The following is an 18627-nucleotide window of genomic DNA, read 5'->3' as shown; positions in this document are numbered from 1 at the left end:
TACAAGGTGAGTATTGAGAATATTGCGGTGATCGGCGCTGGCACCATGGGCAACGGCATTGCCCAGGTGTGTGCGGTGGCCGGTTACCAGGTGACCCTGATCGATGTCTCCGACGCCGCCCTCGAGCGTGGTGTAGCCACCCTGCGCAAGAACCTCGAGCGTCAGGTCAGCAAGCAGACCCTGGCCGCTGAAGATGCCGAGGCCGCCGTGGCGCGCATCCGCACCAGCACCGACTACGCGCAACTGCAACAGGCCGAGCTGGTGATCGAGGCTGCCACCGAGAACCTCGACCTGAAGCTGCGCATCCTCAAGCAGATCGCCGCCAGCGTCAGCGACCAGTGCGTGATTGCCACCAACACTTCGTCGCTGTCGATCACCCAGTTGGGCGCGGCGGTCAGCCAGCCTGAGCGCTTCATTGGCGTGCACTTCTTCAACCCGGTGCCGATGATGGCCCTGGTCGAGATCATCCGCGGCCTGCAAACCAATGATGCCACCTACGCCAAGGCCCTGGCCCTGACCGAAAAGGTCGGCAAGACGCCGATCAGCGCCGGCAACCGCCCGGGCTTTGTGGTCAACCGCATTCTGGTGCCGATGATCAACGAAGCGATCTTCGTGCTCCAGGAAGGCCTGGCCAGCGCCGAAGACATCGACACCGGCATGCGCCTGGGCTGCAACCAGCCGATCGGCCCGCTGGCCCTGGCCGACCTGATCGGCCTGGACACCCTGCTGGCGATCATCGAGGCCTTCCACGAAGGCTACAACGACAGCAAATATCGCCCTGCTCCGCTGCTCAAGGAAATGGTTGCCGCCGGCTACCTGGGGCGCAAGAGCGGTCGCGGTTTCTTCACCTACTAGGGAGCCCTGCCATGGACGCCGCTTTGCGCTGTGCGAACTTTGAAGAGCGGCGTGACAAGGCCCTGGAACTGTTCGCCGAGAAGGGTTTCGGCCAGGTCAGCATGCGTGAACTGGCCGCCCACCTGGGGCTGACGGCAGGCTCCTTGTACCACCACTTTCCGAGCAAGCAGCACTTGCTGTTCGATCTGATCGAGGAGTTGTTCGAGGAGCTGCTGGCGACCCTTAACCCGGGGCGGCGCAGCCAGCAGCAGACCCTGGGCGAAGTGATTGCCGCCCACTGGAGCTTGCATGCTGAGCGGCCGTTGCAGTTTCGACTGGCCGAGCGTGACCTGTGTTGTTTGAGTATCGAGCAACAGGCGCGCATCGGCCAACTGCGTCACCAGTATGAAGGCGCCCTGCTGCGTCTGCTGGTGCCCAAGGCAACCCTGCGCGGCAAGGCATTGCAAGCCACCGCCCATGTCATCGCCAACCTGCTCAACAGCCTGCCCGGCTGGCTGCAAACCTCACAACTGCCCCAGGCCCAGGGCCTGGCGCTAATGGAAAGCATGCTCCTGGGCGGGATCGAGCGAACCCTGCGCGGTGAAAGCCTGAACTCGATGGCCTGAGTCACCAGGCGCCGTAGGGGATGCCATGGGCGTCGATGTAGGTTTGGGACTCGGGTTCCAGTGGTAGATAACTGTCGTCCGATGGCACGCTGCGACCGACTGCGCGTGTGATCTGGATGCGGTCCAGACAAACACCCCGTAGCCAGGCCTGGGCGATGCCGCCTGGGGCCAGGCCGATGGTAAGGTAGTTGCGATACTGAGCAACCACCTTGCCGTCCAATCGGCAATAGACCCTATCCGGTGTCAACATGGTCTTGCGAGCGGATTCCGGTATCTCGATGATCACGTCGTAGGTTTTCATTTCAGCCAGCGACTGCCATCGAACACGGATCATCTTGGGCAGATTACTGCCGCTCATGTACTTCCCCGAGCCAACACCGGTACGTACAGACCAGCCATCCTCAGGTCTGTGCGAAAAGTCCATCCTGGCTCCCCCGCCCATTACCCTCCAGAATCCCCGATCGCGAACATCCAGAACATCAGCGGCCTCTATCCAGACGGCCATGTGGGTGGGCGCCACAAAACCCAGGTACCAGGCGTCATACGGCAGATGAGATACACCTCGTTTGGCACAACCGGTCATGATCAAGAAAACACAAAGTAGCGCTGTTCGAAGTCTTCTACTCATTGGGGTATACGCTACGTTTGCCGCTGTCATTGGGACGATGGATAAACATCACATCAGCACTATCTCTGATGGGATAGCCCGCTGGATTCCAATGTGCCGACAAGTGGATGTACTTGGTCCGAAGTAACTTCTCTTCCTCCCAAACAAGTTCAGGGCTGTTGGTGTCACCCACGGCATAAGCCATTAACTTGCGTGTTATCCCTTGTAGCTCGTCCGGAAGCACCCATGCCTTCTGCTCTCGAATCTCGTTGAACGGCACCCCTTCACGGATAGCCAACTCGCGCATGACGCGTAGATACGCAAGGGAAAGATCCGCCAGCACCTCCCGCTCACAGCGTAGGAACGCATACACCCGCTTCTGTGGAGAGATGTCACGATTGGGTAAAAACGGTAGGTCGATGGACCAGACAATGATGTCGACCTGTAAATTCAGCCCCTTCCAAACAAGCCGATTACGCAGGTAATCCTCCTGAACGTTCAGGTAAGCCTGGCTTCGCTCATCGGGCACGCCTCGCAACTCGGTACTGCTACGCGGACGCGTCAGCAGAACCTTCTCTCGCATCCGCGGCAAGTAACCTCCGCCCACGTCCGAGTGGGCGCCGGGGACGACAATGTCGTTATCTGTTCGTGTCAGCGGGAAGTTCTTGCGTCGCTCGTCTCGCGCCACCAACTGCACAACCTTTTTCGCACCGCCCGGCGCGAGTCGCATGTTGACACCGGAGTAGCGGGCATTAGCCGGGCTGAAATTCCCTTCAAGTACCGACACGATGGCCGCCACAGAATCAAACAAGCCAATAAAGTTGATGCCAAGGCTTCGGCGTGTGTTCCAATCAAACTGATCGCAAAACACCTCCATATGCCTGGGCCAGATTTGCGCCAGGTGACTTTTGCCACCCTTGGCCAAATCGTTGGCAAAATGACGGGCTGCGGCCGCGCCTCGACTAAAGCCAAAAAGATCGAACTCCAGGCGAATGATGCGTGCCTGTGAAACGACATTAAGCCATGCTCTTATCTGGTCCAGTACTCTCTGATGGGCCTCTTCAGCACGAGCGACGACACCCCCGGAGTAACGTCCGGTTGCCTGACTTAACGCCGAGTCCTGTTGACCTGCGGTAGTGCCTATACCGTCGATGTAGACCTTGAGTACATCCCGGCGCCTGCCCTGCTGCTCTCCACCCAGCACCCGATCCTGATACAACTCATACAACCGCGCCACATTGGTCATATCATTGCCATAGCTGTTATCCGGCACATTCCCCTGCCCGTCATAGCCATACCTGGCGCAATGGCGACGCACTTCTTCGGCCTCTTCTTCCAGTTCTACATCCCGGGCAAAGCACTGGGCGACGGTGGCGCTGTTGGCCAGGTTGTTGCCCGTGCCATCAAAGAACACGCCGATGCGCAGGGTGACGCCATCGTCCACCTCGACTTCTTCCTCCTCTTCTTCGAGGGCAATTGCCGGCGGCAGCGATCGCCCGGTGGTGGTCAAGCCCATGCGCGCCCGCTGTTGGCTGGCGATCAGCGTGTGGCTGCCATAGGGGCAGGCGCAGCGCACCAGGTGACCTTCGCCGGCCACCGGTTGGCCGCTTACCTTGTAGGCCGGGTTGCCCTGGGCAATTTCGCCGGTACGCTGGCAGCGAGGGCAATAGACCGGGTCGCCCATGCGTGCGATGGGCCGACCGCCAAGCGGATGCTTTGCGCAGCCGCCGCGTACTTCACCACCGGTGCTGGTGGCGTCTCCTTTGCGAACGATAAAGCGCATGCGCCGATTCCCTGTGGCGACTCACAAGGATGTTATCGGACGCTTTTTGCACGGAGGGGAACATCAGCCACCCATGCTCGATGGCGTGGGAAGTGTCAGCAGGCTCCTAGCGCAATTGCTCCTGAATCTGGTCACGCAGGCTGTCCAGATCAAAGGGCTTGGCCAGGATCGGCGCCTTGAAGGCGATCGGGCTGCCTGATTCGCGGATTTCCGCCGGATAGCCGCTGATGAAAATCACCTTAAGGTCCGGGCGCATCTTGACCGCAGGTTCGGCGATCTGCACCCCGGAGATCCCTCCCGGCAAACGAAAATCGGTGACAATCAGGTCCAGGTGCGGCTTGCTTGCCAGAATCTTGAAGGCTTGCTCACCGTTCTCCGCCACCAGCACGTGGTAACCCTCACCCTTGAGGTAGTCCTCGAGAATCATGCGAATCACCGGTTCGTCTTCGACCACCAGTACTACGTCTTGCGCATCTTCACTCATGCCAATGCCTTGTTCTATAAATCGTTTGGTTACATCGCAGTATGACCCCGGCCTCATGCAGAGGTTGCCTGCTACCGGTCATTTTCTCGCAGTGACTGCGGCAACGGCAGACACACGGTAAAAGTCGCACCCTCGCCTTCGACGCTGTGCACGCTGATGCCGCCGCCATGGGCCAGGACGATCTGCTCGGAGATGTACAGGCCAAGGCCAAGGCCTGCACTGCTCTGGCTGGAAGCGACCCGTTCGAACTGCTGGAAGATCCGTTGCTGGTTGTGCTCGCTGATGCCGATGCCATGGTCACGCACCTCGACACAGGCCATGCCGCCTTGCTCGAAGGTGCGCACCTGCACCGGGCTTTTCGCCCCGTAGCGCAGGGCATTGGTCAGCAGGTTGGCGACCACCTGTTCGATCCGAAACTCGTCCCAGACACCTGCCAGCGGCACGCCCGCCTCGAACTCGATGCGTGACTCGGCAGCCGCCGCCTGGGCTTCGAAGTTCTCGATCAAGCCGCCCACCAGTTGCCCCAGGTCGAACTGACTGGGGCGGATCGACAGCTTGCCGGTGCGGATCCGCGACACGTCGAGCATGTCCTCGATCAGGCGGATCAGGCTGTTGATCTGCCGCTCGTCGCGCTCGACCATGGCGCGCATCTTGTCCAGGGTAAAGGCATCGGCGTTGTCCTTGGCCAGGTGCAGCTTGCGCAGCTGGGTTTCCAGGATCAGGCCATTCAGGGGCGTACGCACCTCATGGGAGACGATCGACATGAAGTCATCGCGCATGCGCACCGCGTGTTCCAGTTCGCGGCGGGTCACCTGCAACTGCGCCAGCAGCAGTTCCTGTTCTTCGCGGCTGCGTTCGAGAGCTTCCAGTTGCTGGCCGAGGGCCTTGCGCTGGCGAAACAGGTCGACGAACACCGCCACCTTGCTTTTCACCGCCAGGCTGTCCAGCGGCTTGTGCAGGAAGTCCACCGCGCCGCTTTCGTAGCCCTTGAAGGCGTAGTTCATCTCGCGCCCGGCGGCGCTGACAAAGACAATCGGGATATTCTTGGTCTTTTCGGTGCCGCGCATCAGCTCGGCCAGTTCGAAGCCGTTCATGCCGGGCATCTGCACGTCGAGGATAGCCAGGGCGAACTCGTGCTCGAGCAACAGTGCCAGGGCCTGGTCGGCGGACTGAGCCTGGTGCACCTCGCGGTCTTCGCCCTTGATCAACGCGTCCAGGGCCAGCAGGTTCTCCGGCAGGTCGTCGACGATCAGCAGTTTTGCATGGATGTGGCTTAGCATTCAGGGGCTTCCAGGCTGGCGAGCAATTGCCCGATGCCATTCAAAGGGAGTATGTAATCGGGCTGGTGCAGAGCCAGTGCCGCGCGCGGCATGGTCGACACTTGCGCCTCATGGGGGTCCTGGATAATGGTCCGGCCACCTTGGCGCTTGATCGATGCAAGGCCACGAGCACCGTCTTCATTGGCGCCGGTCAGTAGTACACCGAGCAAGCCCGGGCCATAGGCATCAGCCGCCGACTCGAACAGAACGTCGATCGAGGGCCGGGAAAAATGCACGCGCTCCTCCTGGCTCAGGGACAGGCTATGGTCGCGCTCCACTGACAGGTGGTAGCCGGGGCCCGCCACATAAATGGAGCCGGGCGCGATGTCTTCCTTGTCACGGGCTTCACGCACCGGACGCTTGAGCCTGCGGGCAAAGACCTCGGCCAGGTGGCTGTGGCGATCATCCGGCAGATGCAGCACGCACACCAGCGGAATGCGAAACGCCGGCGGCAAGGCCTGGAACACCGCAAGCAAGGCGCTGACGCCCCCCGCCGAGGCACCAAGGGCAATCGCCTGGACCCCCTTCATGATTTACGGTAGATCCGTTCGGGCTTGACCAGCGCCTCGAACTGGTCGGCATAGGCCGAGAAATCCAGGGTTTCCTTGCTGCCCAGGACCAGAAAACCGCGATGGCACAGCGACTCGTGGAACAGGCCGAAGGCACGGTCCTGCAGGGCCTTGTTGAAGTAGATCAGCACATTGCGGCAGGAGATCAACTGGGTTTCGGAGAATACGCTGTCGGTGGCCAGGCTGTGGTCGGCGAAGGTCACGTTGTCGCGCAGGCTGCTGTCGACGATGGCATTGCCATAGGCCGAGGTGTAGTAGTCGCTGAGCTCGCCGCGGCCCCCGGCCTTGCGGTAGTTCTCGGCATACAGGCGCATGTTCTGCATGCTGTAGATGCCCTGCTTGGCCTTCTCCAGGGAGCTGGGATTGATGTCGGTGGCGTAGATGATGGTGCGTTCCAGCAAGCCTTCTTCGCGCAGCAGGATGGCCATCGAATAGACCTCTTCGCCGGTACTGCAACCGGCGATCCAGATCTTGATCGAAGGCCAGGTGCGCAGCAGCGGCACCACTTCCTGGCGCACCGCGAGAAAGTGCTCGGGGTCGCGGAACATCTCGCTGACCGGGATGGTCAGGAACTGCAGCAACTGCATGAACATGCCCGGATCGTGCAACACCCGCTCCTGCAGGGCCGACACCGTCTTGCAGTCGAACTGGCACAGTGCGTGCTGGATCCGGCGCTTGATCGAGGCGCCGGAGTAATCGCGAAAGTCATAGCTGTACTTGAGGTAGATCGCCTCGATCAGCAGCCGGATTTCAATGTCGGTGTTGCGTTCGATACTCAAATTCGCTCCAGTTGCGGCAGCCAGACACGGATCAGCGAGAACAGACGGTCAAGGTCGATGGGCTTGGCGAGATAGTCGTTGGCCCCGGCTTGCAGGCAACGCTCCTGGTCATCCTTCATCGCCTTGGCGGTGACGGCGATGATCGGCAGCTTGCGCCAGCGCGGGTCCTTGCGGATCAAACGGGTGGCCTCATAGCCGTCCATCTCCGGCATCATCACGTCCATCAGCACCAGGTCGATGTCCTCGTGCTGTTCCAGGCGCTCGATGGCTTCGCGGCCATTGCGCCCGATCTCGACGATCGCGCCCTTGTGTTCCAGGGCGCTGGTCAGGGCAAAGATGTTACGCACGTCGTCATCCACCAACAGCAACTTGCGCCCCTCGAAGACCTTGTCGCGGCTGCGCGCGGTCTTGAGCATGCGCTGCCTTTCATGGGACAGCTTGGATTCGACTTTGTGCAGAAAAAGCGTGACTTCATCGAGCAGGCGCTCGGGTGAGCGCGCGCCCTTGATGATGATCGAGCGCGAGTACTTGAGCAGGTCGGCTTCTTCTTCGCGGGTCAGGTTGCGCCCGGTGTAGACGATCACCGGCGGGAACGCGCGGATGTCGTCGTCGGACATGCGCTTGAGCAGCTCGTTGCCAAGCATGTCCGGCAGTTTGAGGTCAATGATCATGCAGTCATAGATGTTCTCGCGCAGCAGGTCCAAGGCCTGCTGGGCCATGCCTACGGCGGTGATCTCGATGTCTTCGTCGCCGATCAGGCGGGCGATGCTTTCGCGCTGCAGGTCGTCATCCTCGACCAGCAGGATGTGCTTGAGCTTCTGGGTCAGCTTGGCCTCCAGGCGGGCGAACACCTGCTTGAGTTCCTCGCGGGTCGCCGGCTTGACCGCATAGCCGATGGCGCCCATGTGCAACGCCGCCTCGACCCGGTCCTCGACCGAGATCACATGCACCGGAATGTGCCGGGTGCTGGCCTGCTCCTTGAGCCGTTGCAGCACGGTCAGGCCGGAATGGTCCGGCAGGCGCATGTCCAGCAGCACCGCATCGGGAATGAAGCTTGCCGCCAGTTCGAAGCCTTCGTCGGCGGCCTGCGCGACGAGGCAGCTGTAGCCCAGCTCATGGGCCAGGTCGTAGAGGATGCGGGCGAAATTCGGCTCGTCCTCGATCACCAGGATGCAGCGGTTGCTGAAGGGTGCCTTGTCGCGGTCGTCGGCGAAGCTTGGCGTCTGGCGTGGCGCCGGTGCTGGCACCACTTCCGGCACGGGTGCTGCGACCACCAGCGCCGGCTGATGAACGATCGCCGCCGGGCGTTGCTCGACAATCGGCTCGTAGCGCTCCGGCAGGATCAGGCTGAACACGCTGCCCTTGCCCAGGCTGCTGTCGACGCTGATCTGGCCACCGAGCAACTGCGCCAGGTCGCGCGCGATCGACAAGCCCAGGCCAGTACCGCCATAACGACGGTTGGTGGTGCCATCGGCCTGATGGAAGGCCTCGAAGATGCTCTGCTGCTGGTCGGCAGCAATGCCGATGCCGCTGTCGCGCACCGAGAAGACGATACCGCTGCCCGCCTGCCAGCCAACGCTCAGGCTGACTTCGCCGCGCTCGGTGAACTTGACCGCATTGGACAGCAGGTTCTTGAGGATCTGTTCCAGGCGTTGGCGATCGGTATACAGGGTTGGCGGCACCTGCGCCTCGACCGAGACCTTGAAGCTCAGGTGCTTTTCGTCGGCCAGTGGTTCGAACAGGTTACGCAGGCCTTCGGCAAGACGCGCCACGTGGGTGGTTTCCGGGCGCACCTCGAGTTTGCCGGCCTCGACCTTGGCGATGTCGAGAATATCGTTGATCAGGTTGAGCAGGTCATTGCCCGCCGAATAGATCGACTCGGCAAACTTGACCTGCTCGCCGGTGAGGTTTTCTTCGGCGTTCTCGGCCAGCAGCTTGGCCAGGATCAGCGAACTGTTGAGCGGCGTGCGCAGCTCGTGGGACATGTTGGCAAGGAACTCGGACTTGTACTTGCTCGAGCGTTGCAAGTCTTCGGCGCGCTCCTGCAGCTCGACCTGGGCCTGGTTCAACTCGCTGTTCTTGCGGTCCAGGGCATCGCGCTGTTCGGCCAGGGCTTCGGTGCGCTCGGCCAGTTGCTCGTTGGTCTGCTCGAGTTCGGCCTGTTGGGTTTCCAGGTTGGCCTGGGACTCCTTGAGCACCCGCGACTGTTCTTCAAGCTCTTCGTTGGCGGTTTTCAGCTCTTCCTGCTGCACCTGCAACTCTTCGTTGAGCTGCTGGGTTTCGGCCAATACCTCCTGCAGGCGCTGACGGTAGCGGGCGCTTTCGATCGACGTCCCCATGTTGGCGGCTACCAGTTCCAGGAACTCGATATCGCGCTCATCCAGGGTGCGCAGGAACCCCAGCTCGACCACGCCGTTGATCTGCCCATCGTTGCTGGTCGGCATCACCAGCACGCTGCGAGGCAAGCCCTCGCCCAAGCCGCTGCTGACCTTGAAATAGTCGCCCGGCAGATCGTCCAGGCGCAGCAGGCGCTCCTGCATGACGGCCTGGGCCAGAATACCTTCCTGGCTGCCGACCACCTGGTCCCGCGCGGCCTGCTCGGCCGACAGCCCATAGGTGGCGACCCGGCGCAAGCCGCCGTGTTCGTCGCGGGCGTACAGGGCGCCCACGGCGCTGCCCAGGTAGCCGGCAAAAAAGCGCAGGATATTGTTGCCGAGCATCGGCAGGGTCAACTGCCCCAGCACCTGGCCGGCCAGTTCGGTCTGCCCGGTGCGCAGCCAGGCCTGGCGCTCCAGGCGCTGGTTGGCACGTTGCTGGGACTCAAGGCCGCTGGCATAGCTGCTGGACAACGCCAGCAGGTCGCGGCGGCCCAGGTAGGCCAGCAGGCCGCTGAGCAGGATGACAAACACCAGGTAGACGGAAATCGACACCACGGTGGTGGTATTCACCGTTTCGTTGCGCGCGACCCGTAGCTGGTGCTCCATGGCAATGAAGGCGTCGAACTCCTTGCGGATCTCGTCGGTCAGGCGCTTGCCCCTTCCCGAGCCAATGGCCTCGCGAAAGTTGCCGTTGTCGCGGCGCAGGCTGATCATGGTGCTGGCAAAGGTGTTCCACTCCTCCTGCAGACCGAGCAGGCGCTCCAGGCGGTCAACCTGCTGCGGGTTGTCCGCCACCATCTGCTCCAGGCCCTTGATACCGGCGACCACCTGCGGCTTGGCCACCTCGTAGGGATCGAGAAAGCGTTCTTCGCCGGTGAGCAGGAAGCCGCGCATGCCGGTTTCCATGTCGATCGACAGCTTGACCGTCTCGTTGGCGTTGTTGATCACCCGATCGGTGTGCTCGACCCACTGGATGGCCGCCAGCAGGTAGCTGATGATGGTGACGAACACCACCGCACTGAGCAGTCCGACCCCCAGGGGCAGGCCGATGTTGCGGGTCAGCAGCTTGCGAAAGCTGCGCTGATCGATTGAGGCTGGTTGAATCATCTCAAGACGCCCGAGCAAAGGTAGCAAACGAAGAAGTGTGGCGGATTTTTCGAGTAATCGTTCTATTTTCCGTGGGAACGGCCATTCTGCCAGCCTTCCCTACTCCGAGTCTAAACGCCTTTGGCCATTCTGGCAGGGCATTTAGCCAGCATTTGAGAGGTACCTTGCGCAAACGTTCCCTGCTTTTTCAATGACCGCTATGCTGTTCATTCGGGGGGCTTTTTTCAGCACAGAGGGAACTTCGGAGCGCACCCGGCTTACAGATAATGAACAGACTTTTGTACAGGAATCCCCCCATGTCCCAGACACCCCAGCCCCTGCTCGTCGTCGAAGATGACGCTATCGTGCGCATGCTGATGGTCGAGGTGCTTGAAGAGCTGGGCTATCAGGTGCTGCAGGCTGCCGATGCAGAAGCGGCGCTGAAGGTTTTGAAAGACACGCAACAATCCCTGGCCTTGCTGCTGACCGACGTCGGCCTGCCGGACATGAACGGCAAGGACCTGGCAGTAAAAGCCCGGGAGCTGCGTCCGGCGCTGCCGGTGCTGTTTGCCAGTGGCTATGGCGACAACCTCGATGTACCGGCCGACCTGCACCAGATCGCCAAGCCGTTCAGCATCGACCAGTTGCGTGACAAGGTGCAGGGTATTCTCACTCCAATTACCGAGGGTGGGAGCGGGCTTGCCCCGCGATAGCATTCTGTCAGTCACATCGCATCGCGGGTCAAGCCCGCTCCCACGGAATCTGCTTTAATACGCGCTTTTGCCAAGGTCCCCGATACCCATGTCCGCCCCTGCCCTCAACGTCCTGGTCATTGGCTACGTCTGGCCCGAGCCGCGCTCTTCGGCCGCCGGTTCGCACATGATGCAGATCCTTGAAAGCTTCGTGCAGCGCGGCTGGCGCATCACCTTCAGCAGCCCTGCAGCCATTGGCGAGCACACGGCCGACCTGGCAAGCCTGGGTATCGCCGAGCAGGCCATCACCCTCAACGACAGCAGCTTCGACCGCTTTGTCGGCGAACTGGCCCCGGACGTCGTGCTGTTCGACCGTTTCATGATGGAAGAGCAGTTCGGCTGGCGCGTGGAAAAACACTGCCCCAACGCCCTGCGCGTGCTGGAAACCTCCGACCTGCAAAGCCTGCGCGATGCTCGCCAGCAACTGCTGCGCCGGCGCCTGATCGAGGGCCTGGACCCGAATGATTTTCGCGCGCTGTTCAACACCTCCGGCCCCGACCTCTATCGGCAGATGGCCAGCGCCGACCTGACCCTGCGCGAACTCGCCGCCATCTACCGCAGCGACCTGAGCCTGATGATCTCCGACGTCGAGATCGACCTGCTGCTCAACGGCTTCGGCGTGCCCGAGCACCTGCTGCACTGGTGCCCGCTGATGCTCGACGCGCCCAGCGAGCCGTTCAAACCGTTCGCCGAGCGCGCGCACTTCCTCAGCATCGGCAACTTCCGCCATGCGCCGAACTGGGACGCGGTGCTGTGGATGAAGAACAGCCTGTGGCCGATGATCCGTCGGCGCCTGCCGCAGGCGCAGTTGCACATCTACGGCGCCTACACCCCGCCCAAGGCCACGGCGCTGCACAAACCGGCCGAGGGCTTTCACATCATGAACTGGGCCGAAGACGCCCTGGAAGTGATGAGCAATGCGCGCATCTGCCTGGCCCCCCTGCGCTTTGGCGCCGGGATCAAGGGCAAGCTCACCGACGCCATGCAATGCGGCACGCCCAGCGTGACCACGCCGATCGGCGCCGAAGCCATGCACGGCGCCCTGCCCTGGCCCGGTGCGATCGCCGAGACCGCCGAAGGCCTGGCCGAAGCCGCGGCGACGCTATACAGCGACGAAGCGCGCTGGAACCAGGCGCAGCAGGACGCGCGCCGGCTGTTGAGCGCTCGCTACGACCGTCGCCAGCACGCCAACGCTCTGGTCGAACGCATCGAATACGCCCTGGCCGACCTCGACCAGCACCGCCTGTTCAACTTCACCGGCGCCATGCTCCGCCACCACCAGCACAAAAGCACCCAGTACATGGCCCAGTGGATCGAGGCCAAGAATCGCCTGGCTACAGCGGCCGACGCAGCAGATAAGTGTCCATGATCCAGCCCTTGCGCGCCCGTGCCTGTTCACGGGCGGCGAGGATCTGCGCCTTGACCTCGAGCAGCGGCCCGGCAATCAGGATCTGGTCCGCCGTGCCCAGGTAAGCGCCCCAATAGATGTGCAACTGCGGATCATCCAGCGCCGCGAAGGCGCACTGGCCATCGAGCATGACCACCAGATTGTCGATGCGCGGCTGTTCGGCCAGACGCCGCCCGGGCAGCACGGTCAGGGGCTCGCCAATACGGTTCAAGGCAATGCGGTGGCCGGCGGCCAGGGCCTGCACGCTGCTGATGCCGGGGATCACTTCAAGCGCCAGTGACACGCCTCGGGCCTGCACCAGATCGAGAATACGCAGGGTACTGTCGTACAGGGTCGGCTCCCCCCACAGCAGGAAAGCGCCACATTCACCGTCCGCCAGTTCGTTTTCGATCAGGCTGGCGTACAGCGCCGCACGCTGCTGGTGCCAGTCCTGCACTGCACCGACATAGTCGCTGGCCGCGCCATCGCGCAGCGGGTCATCGACCTGCACCAGGCGATACCCGGGTTGATCGATGTAACGTTCGAGAATGTTCTTGCGCAGTTGCAGCAACTCATCCTTGACCGCGCCCTTGTCGAGCACGAAGAACACCTGGGCACGGTTCAGCCCGTCGATGGCTTCAAGGGTGATCTGGCGCGGATTGCCCGGCCCGATACCAATCAACAGCAGTTGTTTCATTGCAAGTCGCTTCCATGGCCCGGCCAGCCCCTATAGTCGGCTGGCCGAAGCACAATGGCAACGTACTGTTGTTTAGAAGATCGAGAAGTTGTAGCTGACGATCACTCGGGTTTCGTCCATGTCGCGGGCATACTTCTCGTAGTTGCTGCGGTAGGTGGAGTTACGCAGGCGCACGCTGACATCCTTGAAGGTGCCGCCCTGGATCTGGTACTTGAGCTCGCTGTCGCGTTCCCACTCCTTGCCCTCGGCCAGGCTGCCCGGGACCTTGATATGGTCACCGTTGATGTAGCGGGTAAAGAAACTCAAGCCCGGTACACCCATGGCCTTGAAGTCGTAGTCGTAGCGCAGTTGCCAGGAGCGCTCCTGGGCTGCAGCGAAGTCGTTGACCTGGGCGTAGTTGACCAGGTACGGGTTGCTGCCATCCAGGTACGGCATGGCGTTCTCGCCATACATGCGCTGCCAGCCGGCGCTGACCTTGTGCCCACCCAGGCTATAACCGAGCATGCCGCTCAAGGCGCGGTGATCGATATCGCCGGCGCGCGCACGGCCGATGTCGTCGCTCTTGATCAGGCGCAGGTCGGCCGACAGGCTGCCGACGCTCAACGGCTGGCTGGCCACCAGGCCCAGGAAGTGCTGGCGGTAGATGTTCTCAAGTTTGGCCACCTGGTACTGCGCACTCAGGCGGTCATTGAACTTGTAGTCGACCCCGGCCATGTCGAAATGGTCGGCAGTGGTATTGCAGGCGTAGCGTTTGTTCTTGCAATGAACGCGGATGTCCTGACGGTCGGTTGAATCCCGCGCGGTGTACTTGTCCAGGCGGGCAACGGTGAACTTCAGGCCCTTGATTTCTTCGGAGGTCAGCAGCGTGCCCTGAAACATCGTCGGCAACAAACGCCCGTCGTTGTACTTGAGCAGCGGCATGTCCGGCATCATCGAGCCGACCTTGAGCACCGTCTGCGAATAACGCATCTTGCCGGCCACGCCCATCTTCGCGTACTGGTCTACCGAACCGCGCGGGTCATGTCCGCTGGACGGCAACAGACCACTGTTGCTGTCGGCCGGGCTGGAGTCGAGTTTGAAGCCGAGCATGCCCAGTGCATCAACACCAAATCCTACAGTGCCTTCGGTGTAGCCGGACTGCACATTGAGAATAAAGCCCTGGGCCCACTCTTCGCGTTTCGAGGCTCCCTGACTGGAACTGGTATGACCATCACGGAAGTCACGGTTGAAGTAGACGTTGCGTGCTTCGACTTTGGCGCTGCTGTCTTCAAGAAAACCAGCGGCTTGAGTCGATACAGCAGCAAACATCGCGAGCAGGCCGATAAGGCTGCGCCCGGGCGCGAGAGGGTATGGGGCAAACATGAGAAGCGAAATCCGAAAGAAAGGCAAAAAACAACCGGCGCCGGTCCCGGCGCCGACAATGCTCCCAGCGCCGATGGCAGTCGACGGTGACCGCCTATCATCTCGCAACCGCTCTAGACCGGCCCATTGGACCATGGTCTAAGGCGCCAGGCACAGTGTCGACTAGTTCTTTGGCCACGGTGTGGGGTTAATTAAGAAAGTTCCATAAGCGGTAATATAAAAGTTTAATGTTTACCCGCCTCGTACAGACTACTACACTCTTTATTAGTGCGATGTTGTACCCAACCCGGTGGCGGCTGCGTTATACAGAATGTTGCTGATCTTCACGCATGCCGGGCCACTGCAGACTTAAAGGAGTGATGACAGTGTCCAGACTTGCAGAGTTCCGCGCTGCCGAAAAGGCCCTTCAGGAACAAATGGCGCAATTGGAGGCGCTTAAAAAGGATGCCGGCCTGAAGCGCGAAATCGAGTTCGAAAAGAAACTTGTCGACCTGATGAAACACTACGACAAGGGCCTGCGCGATATTATCGCCATCCTTGATCCAAAAGCGTCCCACAAAGGCCCGGTCAGCGCGCCGAAACAGCGCCGCGCGCGGGTCGTAAAGGTCTATGAAAACCCGCACACCGGCGAGCTGATCGAGACCAAGGGCGGCAACCACCGGGGCCTGAAAGCCTGGAAGGAACAGTACGGCGCCAAGACAGTCGACAGCTGGTTGCGTAAGTGAAAAACACCTTCACACTTTTTTCACATCGACTGGCTCAGGATGAAGGCTGCTAACGGACTAGCGCCCCATACGCCCGCTTCGGCGGGCTTCTAATTCTTGCGCCCCGCCCTGTAAAGGCGGGGCGCAAATCGTTTGCGCAATCGCTTCAGTTCCGTATCATGACGCCCTGACTGTTTTGCTGGCAGCACTGTTGCCAGCCTCAAATGCGGAGAGCCCATGAGCCTGAACCATCTCGACACCCTCCCTGGTGTCACCGCGCAACCGGATGCCGCGACCCACAACTTCGTTTTCAACCACACCATGCTGCGGGTCAAGGACGTTGCCAAGTCCCTGGACTTCTACACCCGTGTGCTGGGCTTCAGCCTGGTAGAAAAACGCGACTTCCCGGAAGCCGAGTTCAGCCTGTACTTCCTCGCCCTGGTCGACAAGGCGCAAATCCCGGCTGACGCCGCCAAGCGCACCGAGTGGATGAAGTCGATCCCTGGCATCCTCGAACTGACCCACAACCACGGTACAGAGAACGACGCCGACTTTGCCTACCACAACGGCAACACCGACCCGCGTGGTTTCGGTCATATCTGCATCTCGGTGCCGGATATCCGTGCAGCCTGCGAGCGTTTCGAGCAACTGGGCGTCACCTTCCAGAAACGCCTGAGCGACGGCCGCATGAAGCACCTGGCGTTCATCAAGGACCCGGATGATTACTGGGTCGAGATCATTCAGCCGACCGCGTTCTGATCAAGGCCTTTCGATACTGTACTGGCCTCATCGCTGGCAAGGCCAGCTCCCACAATGGATCTGTGTACGCCGGACTTGTGGGAGCTGGCCTTGCCGGCGATCGAGCGCGCAGAGGTCGCAATCCAGACAACACTTGATGTGCTGGCTGTACCGGCCTCATCGCGGGGCAAGCCAGCTCCCACAATGGATCTGTGTACGCCGGACTTGTGGGAGTTGGCCTTGCCGGCGATCGAGCGCGCAGCGGTCGCAATCCAGACACCTCATCGCGGGTCTAGCCCGCTCCTGCATTGGATCTGTACCAACTGACCCCGCCCCCGCGTCGCCAGGCAGTAATACAACGGGCACGTCACCAACAGCCCCACCAGCCACGACAAGTCCGCACCCTCCACCAGATTGGCATACGGCCCGACATACAGCGACGTATTGGCAAACGGCAGTTGCACCAGGATCCCACAGGCATAAGCGATGATCGCATGGGCATTGAAGCGCCCGTAGACGCCGCCATCGGCACGAAAGATCGAGGCAATGTCGTAGCTACCGCGCTTGATCAGGTAGAAGTCGATCAGGTTGATCGACGCCCAGGGCACCAGTACCAGCAACAGCGCCAGGATCAGGCCGATGAAATGACCAATGAAGTCCGCCGAGGCGCTCAACGCCACCAGGCAGCAGCCCAACAGAATCACACTGGCCAGCACCACACGCACCTTGATGCTCGGGGTCCAGCGGCTGGCAAAGGTCTGGATCGAGGTGACGATCGATAACACCGCGCCATACAGGTTAAGGGCGTTGTGGCTGATGATGTTGAGCAGGAACAGCACCATCAGGATCGGCCCCAACCAGCCGGTGGCCTGCTCCACCGCCGCCATCGCCTCGGTCCCCTCCGGCACCGCCAGTACGGCAACGACGCCAAAGCTGAACGACAGAATAGTGCCCAGGGTAGCGCCGAAATAGGTTGCCCAGAACGGCCGCGCAATACCCACTTCACGCGGCAGGTAGCGTGAATAGTCGGACACGTAGGGTGAAAAGCTGATCTGCCAGATCACCCCCAGCGACAAGGTCGCAACCCAGCCCGACAGGTTGAAGCCGCCACGGCTGAAGAAATCGGCCGGCAGCTCCTGGGCGAAGATCATTGCAAAGCCCGCCAGCAACGCCGTACCCATCACCCAGGTACCGATGCGGTTGAGGCTATGGATGAATCGGTAGCCGATCACGCCAATGGCGGTGGCGCTGAGGGCGCCGATGATGATCGCCGCCGGCATCGGCACGCTCGGCGCAATGCCGTGGATCGACTTGCCGGCCAGGACGATGTTGGAAATAAAGAAGCCGACATAGATGATGGCGGCAAAGAACACGATCAGCAGCGCGCCATAACGGCCGAACTGACCACGGCTCTGGACCATCTGCGGAATGCCCATCTGCGGCCCTTGAGCCGAGGCCAGGGCAATGACAATACCTCCGAGCATATGGCCGAGAACAATAGCCAGCATTCCCCAGAACAAATTGAGATGGAACACCTGAACCACCATGGCCCCGGTGACAATCGGCAGCGGCGCAATGTTGGTGCTGAACCACAAGGTGAACAGATCGCGCGCCTGACCATGGCGCTCGGCGGGCGGTACGTAATCGACCGTATGGTTTTCGATCAACTGCTGTTGCGAAGACGGCTGGGACATGGGCAATAAGCTCGAAAGGTTCTGTTTTTATCTTTGTAGGAAACCGCTTGCGGAGCGCTCGAAACGAGCAACTTAGCTGCGCACCATATTATGGTATTCCATCTTTTTCACAAGACTGATCCGGCCGTTTTGCCTGCAACTGATCTGATTTTTTGCTCGCTCTCTTCCTTCCATATTCGCTCAAACCCCCGTATTTGCGGGCGCTTAAGGCAATGCTGGGCCGTTCGTCCCGACTGAAAATTCCACTTGCAAATTAGGTATTACGGTATACCATCAGACACATCAAACAAAAACGCGGACCACCGCTGCTTCCGAGGACCACGCCATGATCGACGCAACCGTCTACAAGAACGTCCTGGGCTCCTTCCCGTCCGGCGTTACGGTGATTACCACCCTGGACGACGACGGCCAGGTCGTCGGCCTGACCGCCAGCGCCTTCAGTTCGCTGTCCATGGACCCGCCGCTGGTACTGTTCTGCCCCAACTACAGCTCCGATTCCTACCCGGTGCTGATCCGCAACAAGCGCTTCGCCATCCACTTGCTGTCCGGCGCACAACAGGCCGAAGCCTATGCCTTTGCGCGCAAGGGCAAGGACAAGGCCCAGGGCATCGACTGGACCCTGAGCGCACTGGGCAATCCGTTGCTGGCCAACGCCACGGCAATCATCGAATGCGAGCTGTGGCGCGAATATGAAGGCGGCGACCACGCGATCATGGTCGGCGCAGTGAAAAACCTCATCGTCCCCGAGCAGGCCCCCAGCCCGCTGGTGTACTGCCGCGGCAAGATGGCCGAACTGCCAGCCTTGGCCTGAGCCCCGCTATTCTTACG

At 61.0% G+C, this 18627-nt stretch carries 17 protein-coding genes; 7 read left to right on the top strand and 10 right to left on the bottom strand.

What is annotated here, in order from left to right; translation table 11 throughout:
• Nucleotides 1-6 precede the first annotated feature (6 nt).
• Both LOY45_RS11950 and LOY45_RS11945 read left to right on the top strand, forming a co-directional pair.
• Entirely contained in the window at nt 7-855 is an 849-nt protein-coding gene (locus LOY45_RS11950) for a 3-hydroxybutyryl-CoA dehydrogenase (RefSeq protein WP_115086410.1), read from the top strand.
• 11 nt (nt 856-866) lie between these two features.
• Nucleotides 867-1460, top strand: a complete 594-nt coding sequence (locus LOY45_RS11945; protein WP_115086409.1) for a TetR/AcrR family transcriptional regulator — start codon at nt 867-869, stop codon at nt 1458-1460.
• 1 nt (nt 1461) lies between these two features.
• On the opposite strand, the gene LOY45_RS11940 is transcribed toward LOY45_RS11945, so the two are convergent.
• From LOY45_RS11940 to LOY45_RS11910, 7 genes are all read right to left on the bottom strand, one after another.
• Nucleotides 1462-2043, bottom strand: a complete 582-nt coding sequence (locus LOY45_RS11940; protein WP_258579304.1) for a DUF2931 family protein — start codon at nt 2041-2043, stop codon at nt 1462-1464.
• Between the two features lie 37 nt (nt 2044-2080).
• Nucleotides 2081-3850 carry a PAAR domain-containing protein gene (locus LOY45_RS11935; RefSeq protein ID WP_258579181.1) on the bottom strand — a complete coding sequence of 590 codons (1770 nt, stop codon included), beginning with the start codon at nt 3848-3850 and terminating at the stop codon, nt 2081-2083.
• Nucleotides 3851-3956: 106 nt separating this feature from the next.
• The gene (locus LOY45_RS11930) at nt 3957-4334 is read right to left on the bottom strand and encodes a response regulator (RefSeq protein WP_115086406.1); all 378 of its coding nucleotides are present in this window, start codon (nt 4332-4334) and stop codon (nt 3957-3959) included.
• Nucleotides 4335-4405: 71 nt separating this feature from the next.
• Nucleotides 4406-5614: a hybrid sensor histidine kinase/response regulator gene (locus LOY45_RS11925; RefSeq protein ID WP_115086405.1), complete on the bottom strand. Its 1209-nt coding sequence runs from the start codon at nt 5612-5614 to the stop codon at nt 4406-4408.
• Entirely contained in the window at nt 5608-6183 is a 576-nt protein-coding gene (locus tag LOY45_RS11920) for a chemotaxis protein CheB (protein WP_115086404.1), read from the bottom strand. Before LOY45_RS11920 ends, LOY45_RS11925 begins: the two co-directional genes overlap by 7 nt.
• Nucleotides 6180-7001 carry a CheR family methyltransferase gene (locus LOY45_RS11915; RefSeq protein WP_258579180.1) on the bottom strand — a complete coding sequence of 274 codons (822 nt, stop codon included), beginning with the start codon at nt 6999-7001 and terminating at the stop codon, nt 6180-6182. Before LOY45_RS11915 ends, LOY45_RS11920 begins: the two co-directional genes overlap by 4 nt.
• Nucleotides 6998-10486 (bottom strand): response regulator, encoded by a 3489-nt coding sequence (locus LOY45_RS11910; protein ID WP_258579179.1) that lies wholly within the window; start codon nt 10484-10486, stop codon nt 6998-7000. Before LOY45_RS11910 ends, LOY45_RS11915 begins: the two co-directional genes overlap by 4 nt.
• 296 nt (nt 10487-10782) lie before the next feature.
• Between LOY45_RS11910 and LOY45_RS11905 the strand changes: the two genes are divergently transcribed.
• Nucleotides 10783-11178, top strand: a complete 396-nt coding sequence (locus tag LOY45_RS11905; RefSeq protein ID WP_134062388.1) for a response regulator — start codon at nt 10783-10785, stop codon at nt 11176-11178.
• Nucleotides 11179-11266: 88 nt separating this feature from the next.
• A complete protein-coding gene (locus tag LOY45_RS11900; protein ID WP_115086400.1) occupies nt 11267-12586 on the top strand; it encodes a glycosyltransferase in 1320 nt (439 codons plus the stop codon).
• Here the strand turns inward: LOY45_RS11900 and cobF are convergent.
• A complete protein-coding gene (cobF, locus tag LOY45_RS11895) occupies nt 12552-13301 on the bottom strand; it encodes a precorrin-6A synthase (deacetylating) (protein ID WP_115086399.1) in 750 nt (249 codons plus the stop codon). The two genes, LOY45_RS11900 and cobF, sit on opposite strands and share 35 nt — an antisense overlap.
• Nucleotides 13302-13373: 72 nt before the next feature.
• On the bottom strand, nt 13374-14663 hold the full coding sequence (locus LOY45_RS11890; RefSeq protein WP_115086398.1) for an OprD family porin: 1290 nt from the start codon (nt 14661-14663) through the stop codon (nt 13374-13376).
• A 365-nt stretch (nt 14664-15028) separates the two neighbouring features.
• Here LOY45_RS11890 and LOY45_RS11885 point away from each other — a divergent pair, with 365 nt between their 5' ends.
• Together LOY45_RS11885 and gloA are read left to right on the top strand one after the other, a co-directional pair.
• Nucleotides 15029-15388 (top strand): histone-like nucleoid-structuring protein, MvaT/MvaU family, encoded by a 360-nt coding sequence (locus LOY45_RS11885; protein WP_115086397.1) that lies wholly within the window; start codon nt 15029-15031, stop codon nt 15386-15388.
• Between the two features lie 216 nt (nt 15389-15604).
• Nucleotides 15605-16126, top strand: a complete 522-nt coding sequence (gene gloA / locus LOY45_RS11880) for a lactoylglutathione lyase (RefSeq protein WP_115086396.1) — start codon at nt 15605-15607, stop codon at nt 16124-16126.
• Nucleotides 16127-16386: 260 nt separating this feature from the next.
• On the opposite strand, the gene LOY45_RS11875 is transcribed toward gloA, so the two are convergent.
• On the bottom strand, nt 16387-17799 hold the full coding sequence (locus LOY45_RS11875) for a purine-cytosine permease family protein (protein ID WP_233673487.1): 1413 nt from the start codon (nt 17797-17799) through the stop codon (nt 16387-16389).
• A gap of 325 nt (nt 17800-18124) precedes the next feature.
• Here LOY45_RS11875 and LOY45_RS11870 point away from each other — a divergent pair, with 325 nt between their 5' ends.
• Nucleotides 18125-18610, top strand: coding sequence for a flavin reductase family protein (locus LOY45_RS11870; protein ID WP_115086394.1), 486 nt, complete (start codon nt 18125-18127; stop codon nt 18608-18610).
• The last annotated feature ends 17 nt before the right edge of the window (nt 18611-18627 follow it).

The organism is Pseudomonas wadenswilerensis, from assembly GCF_024749185.1.
Lineage (GTDB): Bacteria > Pseudomonadota > Gammaproteobacteria > Pseudomonadales > Pseudomonadaceae > Aquipseudomonas > Aquipseudomonas wadenswilerensis.
This window is presented reverse-complemented; position numbering and strand designations above follow the sequence as displayed.